An 11,715-nucleotide genomic window follows, 5' to 3' on the forward strand; every position below is an offset into this window, starting at 1 on the left:
TCGGCAAACTCCGCATTTTTATCATCAGTCGGCGGCAAAGAATTCCGGCTCTGCCATCGTTTGGGCAAGGCTCTCGCGGTAGTGTTCCAAATCTAGGGAGCACAAAACGGGGGTTAGTCGCTTGTTTCCCCAATTCCGATTGCGCCGAATTGCGCCTGCGATAATCCTCGCGGCAGTGGCGATCTCCGCTACCGCCTCGCCGTCTGTCGCCCGCGCCAAGGATGGCTTTTCTGCCTGTGACGCCGAGGCGGGGCTCGCGGTTCTCGCTTCGCCGATCTCCCCCTGGAAGGGCATGCCGCTGCGGATCATCTTCACGGCCGAAAAGCCGCTTGATGGAGTGCTTTCCCTCACCTCTCCCGACGGCAAGGTTGCGGTCACGTCCAAAGAGCGGCACGGCGGGCCGCCCTATTTCTGGTATGCGGATGTGCAATCGCCGTCGGCCGGCACCTGGACCGCTACGCTGACGCGCGAAGGCGCGAGCGCAGAATGTGCAACCGTAAAACGAGAATTCGCCGTGGCGAAGACGGCCGGCGCTCCGCCACGCGCGACATCAAAGAGCGTATGGCCGATCCGCGGCGCGTGGACCCGCGAGACCGAAAACCTCTATTCCGCCTGGATCGAAAAGCTCTTCGACGATCCGATCGACGCCCAGCCATCGTGGCCTGCGTTGCACGAAGTCTTGCGCGATCCGACGCGCAACATGCTCTTCAACTCCATGGGGCTCGGCGAAGACAGCAAGAAACTCATCATGAAGCCGGACTGCGCGGACCTTCCGTATTTTCTGCGCGCGTACTTCGCCTTCAAGACCGGGTTGCCGTTCGGCTATTCCAAATGTACGCGCGGCGGTGGCGGAAAGGCGCCACGCTGCCCGCAGTGGTTCAACATTCAGAAAGAAGACAGCCCGCAAGACGAGGCGAAGCAAAAGCCGATCCAGAGTGCGAGCAATTCACTTTTCGGCGTGTTTGACTCTGCGTCCGTTTCTGAGTCGGCGCAGCGAAGTTCATCCCGGCCTCAGGCGCTTCTGCCGGGCTTTGGATATTACATCCGTACTGTCGTCGCCAACGCCGTCCATTCTGGTTCCGGGCGAACCGCTGCAGCAGACAACAACACCGATTATTATCCCGTACCTTTGACGGCCGAAACGCTGCGACCGGGGACGATTTATGCTGACCCTTATGGCCACGTTCTGGTGCTCGTTAAACGCGTTGCACAGACGAACGATTCGGCGGGCGTCTTCCTTGCCGTCGACGGTCAGCCGGACGGAACGGTGGCCCGGAAGCGCTTCTGGCGCGGCAATTTCCTGTTCGCCCAAGATCCTTCCCTCGGCAGTCCGGGCTTCAAGCGCTTTCGGCCGATCGTCGCCGACAACAATGGTACGCTGAGGCGATTGACGAACGCCGAAATCACGAAAGATCCCGATTACGGCGATTTCTCCCTCGAGCAATCGAAGCTCGGCGTCGAAGATTTCTATGATCGCATGGACGACGTGATGTCGCCCGAGCCGCTCGATCCGGGGCGCGCCATGAAAGAAACGATCACTGCCCTCGAAGAACAGGTGAAGACGCGCGTTACGTCTGTCGAAAACGGACGGAAATATCAGAACGGCGGTGGCGCCGACGTCGCAATCCCATCTGGGCCGTCAATATTCGAAACCACAGGCGCGTGGGAAGACTTTGCGACACCGTCGCGCGATTTGCGATTGCTGATCGCAATCGACGTCGTTCGCGGTTTTCCGGATCGCGTTGCCCGGCGTGCTGATCGATACGCGATGCCGAAGGGCGAAAGCGTCTCCGACGTAAAATCGGCGCTCGACCAAACTCTCACGACGGAAATCGCGTCGCGGAAGTTCTCTTACACGCGAAGCGATGGCTCGCAATGGACACTGACACTCAAAGACGTGCTGGACCGTTCGAAAGGGCTGGAAATGGCCTACAACGTCAATGACTGCGTCGAGGTTCGCTGGGGTGCCGACCCCAAGAGCGAGGAGGCTTCGACGTGCAAGCGGCATGCGTCGTCCGCACAGCGCGCAAAAATGGAAGACTATCGTCCCTGGTTTCACGAACGGAAGCGACCAGTGCGGCAGTGAGTGCGATGGTAGGCGGTAACAGGCGAGCCGTTTAGCGCGCGGGCACACGGGTAAAAAGCGGACCCAGACCCTCCGCCATTGTCGGATGCGCGATGATGGCGTCACGCAAAGACGTGTACGGCAGACCGGCGAGCATCGCCGTCTGCACAACGGCCATCACTTCTCCCGCCTCCGGACCAACCATCGCAAAGCCGACGATGCGATCGTCATCACCAACTAGAGCTTTCATAAAGCCGCGTGTCTCGGAAATTGTGCGAGACCTCATAATGCCAGCCATCGGCAGCTTTGCGATACGCACATTAATCCCTATGGCTTTTGCCTGCTTTTCGCTGATCCCCACGCGCCCAAGCTGAGGGTCCGTAAACATGCAATAGGGGACGAGGCGATCCTTTTTGCTGCGCGAGCCGCCGGCCAAGTTATCGCGAACGATGCGGAAATCGTCGAACGACACATGCGTGAATTGCTGGCTACCGGCGCATTCGCCGATTGCCCACGTGTCCGGCGCGGTCGTTTCGAGCTGATCGTTGACGACAATGTACCCGCGGCTGTCGAGTTCGACGCCGGCGCTATCGAGACCGATGGCATTCGTATTTGGCGTGCGCCCGGCGGCCACCAGCAGATCGGTACCTTCGAAGCGACCACCAGATGTCGTCACGACGACATTTGTGCCGGAGCGGCCCTCAACGTTCGTAATCGCAACGCCCGTCTTGATGGCGATGCCTTCGGAGCGAAGCGCATCGGCGATCTCAGCGGCGACGTCAGCATCTTCCTGTGCCGCAATCTGCGGGCTAGCTTCGAGAATGGTAACTTGAGAGCCAAAGCGGCGAAAACTCTGCGCGAGCTCCAGACCGACATAGCCGCCGCCGAGTACGATCAGATGCCTCGGCAAATATTCAAGCTCGAGCAGTTCGACGTTCGTCATCGGCTTTGCCGCAACGAGACCCGCAATGTTCGGAATCGAAGCGTGCGTACCAATATTGATGACCAACTTATCGCCGCTGAACGTGGCGTTGCCGCCATCATTCAGCTTTACCTCAACTGTTCTTGGCGCGACGAAGCGTGCTTCTCCCATGATGAGTTCCGCGCCGCTGTCCTTGAAAAAATCGAGATGCATCTTGATGAGACCGTCGACCATTTCTCTCTTGCGAGCGACGACTCTTCTCATATCGGTCGCAACTGCGCCGGTGATCGATCCGAATGCGTCGGCGTGATGAGCAAGATCGGCGACTTTGGCGCTCCAGATCTCGTTCTTGCTCGGGAGGCAATTCGTGTTGGGGCAAGAGCCGCCAATAAGTTTGCGCTCGATGACGGCGACTTTCTTGCCAGATCGCCCCAGATGCCAGGCGAGAAATTTTCCGCCTTCGCCGCTTCCGATGATGAGGACATCATATGAATTCGAAGACATCGGTTCTTCCTCCCGCGTGCACGTTGGGGCGCGTGTTTAGCCAGATTTCATGCAAGCGCAATCGCAGATTTGCATCGAACCGCTTTGCGAGTTCAATTCGCCGCAAAAAAATACGACGTATGCCACGCAGCTTTAGATGTCCGGCCTGCAGACACGTACAAAGCACGATTTGTAGGGAAGATAAGCCGCATACTACTTTGTCCTGACGGACGCTATCGCCACAAACCAAAAACGCGCCGTTTCCGGCGCGCTTTTCCGTGGTGCGTGTATCAACCGCCAATTAATCATTGTACGGCGCGCAGTACATATCGTAATTCGTATCCGCACCGTGCCAGCGACAGAATTCAGCCGGTGTTTCCGTCTGCATCTCGGTTCGAGCACGTTCCATCACTCGACTGTGTGAGGGAGTGCTCAAGCTAGCAGCCAGGGCGCCAGTTGTGCCGGTTGCGAGCAGGATCGCCGACAGGGCCATTACAGACTTTCTCATTTTTCTTCTCCTTATCTCGTCTTCATCTCCGCTCCCTTGAGCGGCTTGTCTTGAAGAGCTGATAAGAGAATGGGCGCCGCCATCTTATCATTCCAACGCGATGTTCGATTGGTTTCGATCGCTTCAATCGATCAATGATATGCGGCGGAACGAAAAAAAAGGCTCGGTATCGACGTTCTGCTGAGTGGGCGTGCCCGCGGGGAAGAACAAATAAAAAAGGGCGCCCCTTGCGGACGCCCTTCTTTCAATTTGCCGATTGTGGTCGGCGTTATTTCGTTATCGCGCACGCCACGCTGGATGCGGCGCCGGTAGACTTGAAGTCACCGCTGCAGTGAGGCGCGGCAAATGCCGAAGCGCTGGCCGACACCAAAATCAGCGCGCTGAGAGCTACGAGTTTCATCACTTTTCTCCATAGCCCACTTGGCGAAATGCGCGAAAGCAGGCCCTCCATCGAGGGATAGCAGCGGTTAGATATGAAGAACGCGGAGCGAAACCATTATCTGAAAGTATGATCTGCCGTTTGCCGGCAGGACGTTTTGGCGCTTCCGTTGTTGAAATGCGCCGGAAACCCGGCGCTTTCTGATCAACCGCGCATCGTCCCTTGACCAGCACGCAGAGCAGAACGTCACTATTTCCATAGCTGTTAGACGATCAGCTCCAGCGAAAAAAAGGGCGCCGCGGAGCGCCCATTCTTCGCGTGTTTAACGCTCGACTTATTACTTCGTGACGTCGCAAGCGGCGCCAGCGGTCTTGAAGTTGCCCGTGCAGGCAGGAGCAGCGAACGCGCCCGAAACGCCAGAAACCAGCAGCATCGTAGCAAGGACAGCGATCTTCATTGTCATTCTCCATTCATCTCTTTGCGCCGGCAGCCCGCTTGTGTGGGCGGCGCTTGCTGAAAGCCTCACGAGTTAGATACGCTCTCTCACCCGAAAAACATTTCATCTCTAAGTATGTTTTCGCGGCTTATCCGTTTACGGCTTTGGCGCCTCAAACCATCAAAAACACCCGCATTTTCGGGTGTTTCGCGCGACACGAAAACGTGTCGTGATTTAAACGCAGAGCTGACGCACGTCATTTCGATATCTGGCTAAAATTCTTCAGCTTGCGTTTTCCGAAAAAAGGGCGCCGCGAGGCGCCCCATTCTTCGAACTTTTTTACGATTGATTTAATTTACTTCGTGACGTCGCAAGCAGCGCCAGCGGTCTTGAAGTTACCGGTGCAGGCCGGGGCAGCGAACGCGCCCGAAACGCCAGAAACCAGCAGCATCGTAGCAAGGACAGCGATCTTCATTGTCATTCTCCATTCATCTCGTTTGCGCCGGCAGCAGCCCTGGCTTTCAGGGCGGCGCTTGTTGAAAGCCGCGTGCCCTACATACGCTCTTCGACCCGCAAAACATTTCATCTCAAAGTATGAGGAGATGGCCTATCCGTTTGTGGGCAAGACGTTCGTCCATCGAAAAATGCCCGTGTTTCCTGGCGTTTCTGGCGTTTTGAAAATGTGTCGTGATTGAAATGCAGTTCTGGGTGACGCCATTTCGATGCCTTGCCCACAAATTCCGCTGCTCGTTTTTCGGCACAAAAAAAGGGCGCCGCGAGGCGCCCCATTCTTCGAACTTTTTTTACGATTGATTTAATTTACTTCGTGACGTCGCAAGCAGCGCCAGCGGTCTTGAAGTTGCCCGTGCAGGCTGGGGCAGCGAAAGCGCCCGAAACGCCAGAAACCAGCAACATCGTAGCAAGGACAGCGATCTTCATTGTAGTTCTCCATTCATCTCTTTGCGCCGGCAGCCCCCCTTTTTTGTGGGCGGCGCTTGTTGAAAGCCGCACAACAGAAATAGGCGCCTGCCGTCGCCGGCCCCATTATCTGTGGGTATGATCAAACCGATGAAATCGGGAGCGAGCCGCGATGCGAACTTCGAACAGCGCCCATTTATGGGCTTCCGCGTTCGGTTAACCGGCTAAACCTAAGTTTAGGCGCACGCAAAAATTTCCCGCCAGAGATGACGGGATGCGCGTAAGGAGGTGCGCCGGATGGAGCTATCGGCGCACGTTCTTCGTGTGGTTCTGCTTCCGGCGAAAGGCTATTCGCTGCGACTTGTAAGCTTGCGATTATTGCGATGGTGGCGGCTGGAATAGAAAAGCAGCAGCCCCGTTCCGACGGCTCCCAAAATGAGGAGCCCTTCAAGGGCGAAGATCATGGTGTAAGCAGAATCGGGCATTGCACATCCTCTTATTTGTTATTGTTCAATGAGACCCCGATATTCGCCGGAATGCCAGTGCCGCCTGCGGCAAATACACGTCTGATCTGCATCTGGGTTCGCGCCGCACAAAAAGGAGCAGCGGGCGCGCCACGCAGGTGGATGCCAATTCGACCAGTCCGTACGCGGCGTTAAGGGAGCGTGCTGTCTCAAGGATTGATCGGCAGCAGACCAGTATTTTTTCGGCGCTGCACCTACGGCGGCGCAGCAGAAAACGCGGATTTTCTCAAACCGGCCCGATTTGAAGGAAGAAATCTCTCGATTGTTCGCGACGTTCAATTTCTCTGCTGTGGTCGCTGCGAAAGAAAGCTTTCCACTTCATCATACGTCGGAAGAGCGGCGCGGGCCCCGAGACCCGTACAGCTCAATGCGGCTACGGCCGAAGCGATCCGCGCGCAGTCGGCGTCCGCTTGGTTGCGCGCAACGCACCAGGCAAACGCTCCGTGGAAGGCATCGCCCGCGCCCGTCGTATCGACTACGTCGACCTCATAGGCAGGTTGCCGGCCATGCTCTCCGCTCTGCGATGCCCAGAGATACCCGCGTTCGCCGCTCGTTACGCCAGCGTGGCGAATGCCCGATCGGATCAGCCGCGCCAAGCGGTCCTCGTCGCTGCCGCCATGGGTGAACTGCTTGAATGCGGGGGCCGAGAAGATCGCGTAATCGGCCAAGCCGATGACCTTGTCGAGCAACGGACCGCCGTTCAAGTCGATATCGAGCACGGTCGGCACGCCGCGGTCACGCGCGGCCTGGAACAGCGCCAGCGTGCCTTCAAGCCACGTCAAATCGCTGAGGACCACATGTGCCGTCTCGACATGCGAGACCGGCAACCAATCGGCGGCGAGCGGAAATTCATGATCGTCCTCGCTAATGACGAGGCGCTCGCCGCGCTTGTCGACGATCACCGCTGCCGTCGCTGACGAAACGCTTTCGAAGGCGCGAACGTGGCTTATGCCGACGCCGGCAGTTCTAAGCTGATGCCGGATAATTCCCCCGGCCGCGTCATCGCCGATGCGCGCCCACAGCGACACGTCTCCACCGAGACGCGCGATCGTGGCGGCAGCATTCGCAGCCATGCCGCCGCCGCTCGCGACATGCTCGGTCGCCCGCAGTTTCGTTGCCGTCTTCGGAAATTCGTCTATTCGGTAGACGTAGTCGAGCGCCGCGTGTCCGACGGCAATGATGTGTTTGCCGGCCATGTGCATCACTCACTGTGTATGGAAGCAGGTCTACCGGCTATCGTCGCTCGAATGGTCGATGAGCGAGGAGTGCGCGCTCGTCAAGACATGGAGACGGGCTTTGAGCCGATCAATCTCATTCAAGAGGTCGAAGACTACGGCGATGCCAGCCGGGTTGACGCCGAGATCACGGTCGAAGCGTTTGGCTTTCGCCAACTGCACGACGCTGACGCTCGAAAATCGCCATTCGGAGACGCTGGCGCCGCGTGCCTCGATGATGCCATGCTCAACGAGTTCGACGACCCAAGCAGCTTCGACTTTGCAGATGCCGGTCAGCTCTTCGAGCGAATAGATAGGTTCGGTGCCGATTTCTTCTGCCGATACTGCGCCGGTGCTTTTCTCTGTCATCGCTTAAACTCCAAGACCTGCACGCGGATCGAACGCCAATTCCTTCGCCATTTCTTCATAGATCTTGCGGGCCTTTTCATCCGTCGCCGGAGGCCAGACGATCTTGAGTACCGCGTACAAATCGCCCGGTTCCTTGGCGGGAATGCCGCGTCCGCGGATGCGAAGCTCGCGGCCGTTGGCCGAACCCGCGGGCACCTTCAGCATAATGGCGCCGGACGGCGTCGGCATCTTGACGCTCGCGCCGAGCGCGGCTTCCCAAGGTGCAACGGGAAGCTCAAGATATAAGTCTTTGCCGACAACACGATAAAGCGCGTCAGGCTTGAAGCGGACTTCAAGGTAAAGATCTCCCGCAGGCGCTTCACCGATGCCCGGCGAACCTTGGCCCTTGAGTCGAATGCTTTGGCCTTCCGTGACGCCTTTCGGAATTTGCACGGTGAGATTCTTATCGCGAACGAGGACGTGGCCACTGTCGTCCATCTCCGGCATGCGCAACGTGATCGTCCGTGTGGCGCCGTCGAGCGCATCACGCAGATCGATGACGATCGAGGCGTGATGATCCTCGCCACGCATATTGAAGCTGGTGCGCGTACGGCCGCCTCGCGACGTCCTTTCACCGCGAGCCTGCGCTCCGAAGATGCTGCTGAAGAAATCGCTGAAGTCTGCGCTTTCCGGAGCACCGGAATATTCGAAACCGGCATCCCAATTGGGGGGCGGTCTGAATTCCTGCCCCGCCTTCCAGTCCTTACCAAGCTGATCGTATGCGGCGCGCTTTTCAGGATCGCCGAGCGCTTCATAGGCTTCGCCGATTTCCTTGAACTTCGCCTCAGCTCCCGCTTCCTTGTTGATGTCGGGATGGAACTTGCGCGCGAGTTGACGATAAGCCTTCTTGATGTCGTCCTGCGTTGCGCCGCGCTCGACGCCGAGAATCTTGTAGTAGTCCTTGAATTCCATTGGCTCTCACATCATCGGATAAGGTTCAGCGCGTCAGTGATAATCTTTCGATGGTCGAAGGCGATTTCAATGCCGTCGAAATTCTTTATCCAGGCCACGGCCTCGGCGTCGTCTCCGGCTTTGGCTTCTTGGTTTTCCGCACGAACGAGAAAGGCGATGGAACAGGTGTGGCCGCGGGGGTCGCGGTCAGGCTTGGAATAGACGCCGACCAATGTGAGCGTCTTGGCGTCGATACTCGTTTCTTCCATCAACTCGCGCTTGGCTGCGTCCTCCACAGTCTCTCCGATTTCGACGAAGCCGCCTGGCAACGCGTATTCACCCTTGAAGGGCGGATTTTTCCGGCGAACCATAAGCACACCGCGGGCGGGATCGACAACGACGCAATCGACGGTGAGCAGAGGAGTTTTCGGAGGCGACATGACAATTCCATTTACGTCGAAAGAGCCGACGTGAAAACGCCGGAGAGCGCAGGGCTGCTTTTATATCGCCGCCAGCAAGACCTCGAAGTCCTTCTTGCACATCCAGGCGGTCCCTACTGGCGGAACAAGGATGACGGCGCCTGGACCGTTCCAAAAGGTGAAATTCACGGCGGGGAAGATCCATACGCGACGGCGCTCCGGGAATTCGAAGAAGAGACCGGATTGCGTCCCCACGGCAAGACACTTTCGCTCGGCTCGCTGCGGCAGAGCGGCGGCAAGCTTGTTCACGTCTGGGCCGTGGAAAATGACTGGGATCCGGCATTCCTCGTTAGCAATCAATTCAGCATCGAATGGCCGCCGCGCTCGGGGCGGACCGCAACGTTTCCGGAGATTGATCGCGCGAATTGGTTCGATCTCGCGACCGCGCGCCGAAAAATTCTCAAGAGCCAAATGGATTTTCTTAACCGATTGGAAGCCGCACTCGATGCCGGAGCGGCCTGACGCCGATCAGGCCCGCGCGCGGAATCGGACGTTGAGACAGCGTTAATGCTCCAATACGAGCCGATGCTAACGGCATATTAAGCAGAACAACAGCCAGCGCTTTGAAACTCCGCAATTTTTAGGAATTCAGGCTCATACCCTTGGATACGCGCCGGCAGCCAAAAAGCGAAAACGCAGGGACGGCGAACACATTTCTCAATCGGGGTTGAGTGCGTCATGAGTAACGAGTTTTCGAACATCAAACCTGCCGAGATCTATGCGGATCTTTCGGCGGACGACATTGCCGAGATGATGGCAGAGGCCGCTGCGGTCGATGCCCTGTTCCAGTCAGGGCACGCTTCGACGACGTATCTGAGCAGCCTTTCAGCTGCCGCCTTCGCGGTCGCCAAATGCGAAGAGGAAGTTCCGGAAGCGCCGGCGACGGCGGCTTAATCGGCCAATATCCGAAAGTTCGCGAAAAGAACATGAGCGGGTCAACGAGTGGCCCGCTCATTCAGTATGTGCCGGACATCGGTTTTAAAGCGATGATGTCGTTCGGCAAAGACCAGGTTGGATCGTCGGACGAGCAGTCGGCGATGCCGTATCGTTTTTGCTCTGCGGCGCAGCGTTTTCGTGCTTCGCCATTCTGACAAGCTCGGAAATACGGACGCATGAAAGCTTCTGGTCCGTGAGAACCAATTTAAGATCGAGCTTGTAGATACGTAATTATCGGATTGGACAGGTCGCAAAACAAAGCCGGAGCCTCACGGTGTGAAGCCCCGGCTGGGATCGTCTCAAAGATCGACGAATTCTTATTTTATCGGCTCGTAAGCAGGCGCAGGAGCAGGAGCAGCTGCAGGCGCACCAAAGAGGTAGGTCAGACCGACGCGCGCAACCCAGAAGCTGTCGTCGTAACCGACACGCGCCGTACAGGTCCCTATGCAGCCGCCGCCATTAGCCGTAAACGTGTCATCCGTAGAGCCGAAATCAATGTATGATGCATCGGCGCGGAAGGCCCAGTTGTCGTTGAGGAGGTATTCGATACCGCCGCCCGCGGTCCAGCCAACCGCGGTATCGCTTTGGGTTCCGGAAAACGTCACGCCATTGAAGGCATTGCTGTTGATGGAATGATCAACTCCGCCATAGGCCAAACCACCCATCGCGAAGATGAGAAAGTTCTCGTTACCGACCAAGCCGACGCGTCCGCGCACCGTGCCGTACCAATTGATTTCCGACCCGAACGTCAGTGACCCGCCGCACGTCGGGCACGTAATGCCCGTCGTCATATCGGCGTTGAAATAGTTGATGTCGGTTTCAGCGCCGAGCAGCCAACCGTTGCACTGCCAGTTATAGCCGGCGACGCCGCCGCCGGTGAAACCTCTATCGTTGTCCTTGAGCTCGATGCCCACGTTGGTCTTCGTGCTTGCACCGCCAAAGCCAATCAGGCCGCCGGCATAGAAGCCCGAGAAAGGGCCGCCACAGGAGTTTGCAGCCGGGGGCGGCGTATAGGCATAGTCCGTCAGATCACCGCCGGCATAGGCGGAGGAGGCGCCGAGAAGACAAAAAATTCCCGCTATAAGTATTTGAAATATATTCATAATTCGTCGCCCTTCCCCCGTCCGGAAACGCGCAAAAATCCCTGCTCTGCGCCGAGTCCCGTTCACATGCCACAAAACGTGATTCGCGAGGCTGCGTCGAGCAGGGTCGAAACTCGCTGGCGTCAATCCCCCGCCCGGGCGAAACTTCCTGAATCATTTTCCGCCATAGCGACAGCCGCATTGCCCGCGATGACGTCGAGATCGGAAACGCCGCGCTCGACTTGAATTTGGACCGCCGCCGCCACGCGAGCGTAGGCGCCGTCATCGAGCAGTTCGTCCACATTCAGAGACAGGCCAGCGATCGCACAGGCCCTCTCGAAGGCCAACCGCATGAGCAAACGCTCATTTCTCTGTAACTCATCGAGTGTCACTGCCTGCTCCTAGCAAAAATGCAGGCGCCTCGGCCGGGGGGATGGGCTTCGAGGCGCCCGCTCAGTGTCAGCCGACGC

Annotated in this window: 12 protein-coding genes; 4 read left to right on the forward strand and 8 right to left on the reverse strand. The window is 57.7% G+C overall.

Translation table 11 applies throughout. The features are described 5' to 3' along the window. The first annotated feature begins 175 nt into the window (after positions 1-175). The gene (locus HYP802_RS0120565) at positions 176-2,086 is read left to right on the forward strand and encodes a hypothetical protein (protein WP_244420926.1); all 1,911 of its coding nucleotides are present in this window, start codon (positions 176-178) and stop codon (positions 2,084-2,086) included. Positions 2,087-2,117: 31 nt separating this feature from the next. Here HYP802_RS0120565 and HYP802_RS0120570 read toward each other — a convergent pair whose 3' ends face one another. The 6 genes from HYP802_RS0120570 to HYP802_RS0120625 form a co-directional block, all read right to left on the reverse strand. Beyond that, complete coding sequence (locus HYP802_RS0120570; RefSeq protein ID WP_013949620.1) at positions 2,118-3,491, reverse strand: FAD-dependent oxidoreductase; 1,374 nt, start codon at positions 3,489-3,491, stop codon at positions 2,118-2,120. Between the two features lie 280 nt (positions 3,492-3,771). Then, positions 3,772-3,978 (reverse strand): hypothetical protein, encoded by a 207-nt coding sequence (locus tag HYP802_RS23750; RefSeq protein WP_013949622.1) that lies wholly within the window; start codon positions 3,976-3,978, stop codon positions 3,772-3,774. A 2,532-nt stretch (positions 3,979-6,510) separates the two neighbouring features. Then, positions 6,511-7,431, reverse strand: a complete 921-nt coding sequence (locus tag HYP802_RS0120610; protein WP_013949624.1) for a PfkB family carbohydrate kinase — start codon at positions 7,429-7,431, stop codon at positions 6,511-6,513. Positions 7,432-7,461: 30 nt separating this feature from the next. Then, positions 7,462-7,818 (reverse strand): chaperone modulator CbpM, encoded by a 357-nt coding sequence (locus HYP802_RS0120615; RefSeq protein WP_013949625.1) that lies wholly within the window; start codon positions 7,816-7,818, stop codon positions 7,462-7,464. A 3-nt stretch (positions 7,819-7,821) separates the two neighbouring features. Continuing rightward, the gene (locus tag HYP802_RS0120620; protein ID WP_013949626.1) at positions 7,822-8,769 is read right to left on the reverse strand and encodes a DnaJ C-terminal domain-containing protein; all 948 of its coding nucleotides are present in this window, start codon (positions 8,767-8,769) and stop codon (positions 7,822-7,824) included. Between the two features lie 11 nt (positions 8,770-8,780). Further along, positions 8,781-9,188 (reverse strand): NUDIX hydrolase, encoded by a 408-nt coding sequence (locus HYP802_RS0120625; RefSeq protein ID WP_024276449.1) that lies wholly within the window; start codon positions 9,186-9,188, stop codon positions 8,781-8,783. A 30-nt stretch (positions 9,189-9,218) separates the two neighbouring features. Here HYP802_RS0120625 and HYP802_RS0120630 point away from each other — a divergent pair, with 30 nt between their 5' ends. The 3 genes from HYP802_RS0120630 to HYP802_RS22640 all read left to right on the forward strand — a co-directional run bounded on the left by HYP802_RS0120630 (position 9,219) and on the right by HYP802_RS22640 (position 10,318). Further along, a complete protein-coding gene (locus tag HYP802_RS0120630; protein ID WP_024276450.1) occupies positions 9,219-9,689 on the forward strand; it encodes an NUDIX domain-containing protein in 471 nt (156 codons plus the stop codon). A 216-nt stretch (positions 9,690-9,905) separates the two neighbouring features. Beyond that, a complete protein-coding gene (locus HYP802_RS0120635; protein WP_013949628.1) occupies positions 9,906-10,121 on the forward strand; it encodes a hypothetical protein in 216 nt (71 codons plus the stop codon). Between the two features lie 32 nt (positions 10,122-10,153). Further along, entirely contained in the window at positions 10,154-10,318 is a 165-nt protein-coding gene (locus HYP802_RS22640; protein ID WP_155831282.1) for a hypothetical protein, read from the forward strand. Between the two features lie 162 nt (positions 10,319-10,480). Here HYP802_RS22640 and HYP802_RS0120645 read toward each other — a convergent pair whose 3' ends face one another. Then, positions 10,481-11,266, reverse strand: a complete 786-nt coding sequence (locus tag HYP802_RS0120645) for an outer membrane beta-barrel protein (RefSeq protein WP_013949630.1) — start codon at positions 11,264-11,266, stop codon at positions 10,481-10,483. Between the two features lie 122 nt (positions 11,267-11,388). Then, complete coding sequence (locus tag HYP802_RS0120650; protein ID WP_013949631.1) at positions 11,389-11,637, reverse strand: hypothetical protein; 249 nt, start codon at positions 11,635-11,637, stop codon at positions 11,389-11,391. Positions 11,638-11,715 lie beyond the last annotated feature (78 nt).

It is taken from the genome of Hyphomicrobium sp. 802, from assembly GCF_000526135.1.
Lineage (GTDB): Bacteria > Pseudomonadota > Alphaproteobacteria > Rhizobiales > Hyphomicrobiaceae > Hyphomicrobium_B.

What these genes read in the sequence shown, in the direction of transcription:
- HYP802_RS0120570 (WP_013949620.1), bottom strand. Translation starts at nt 3,491, where the DNA reads ATGTCTTCGAATTCATATGATGTCCTCATCATCGGAAGCGGCGAAGGC.
- HYP802_RS23750 (WP_013949622.1), bottom strand. Translation starts at nt 3,978, where the DNA reads ATGAGAAAGTCTGTAATGGCCCTGTCGGCGATCCTGCTCGCAACCGGC.
- HYP802_RS0120610 (WP_013949624.1), bottom strand. Translation starts at nt 7,431, where the DNA reads ATGGCCGGCAAACACATCATTGCCGTCGGACACGCGGCGCTCGACTAC.
- HYP802_RS0120615 (WP_013949625.1), bottom strand. Translation starts at nt 7,818, where the DNA reads ATGACAGAGAAAAGCACCGGCGCAGTATCGGCAGAAGAAATCGGCACC.
- HYP802_RS0120620 (WP_013949626.1), bottom strand. Translation starts at nt 8,769, where the DNA reads ATGGAATTCAAGGACTACTACAAGATTCTCGGCGTCGAGCGCGGCGCA.
- HYP802_RS0120625 (WP_024276449.1), bottom strand. Translation starts at nt 9,188, where the DNA reads ATGTCGCCTCCGAAAACTCCTCTGCTCACCGTCGATTGCGTCGTTGTC.
- HYP802_RS0120635 (WP_013949628.1), top strand. Translation starts at nt 9,906, where the DNA reads ATGAGTAACGAGTTTTCGAACATCAAACCTGCCGAGATCTATGCGGAT.
- HYP802_RS22640 (WP_155831282.1), top strand. Translation starts at nt 10,154, where the DNA reads ATGAGCGGGTCAACGAGTGGCCCGCTCATTCAGTATGTGCCGGACATC.
- HYP802_RS0120645 (WP_013949630.1), bottom strand. Translation starts at nt 11,266, where the DNA reads ATGAATATATTTCAAATACTTATAGCGGGAATTTTTTGTCTTCTCGGC.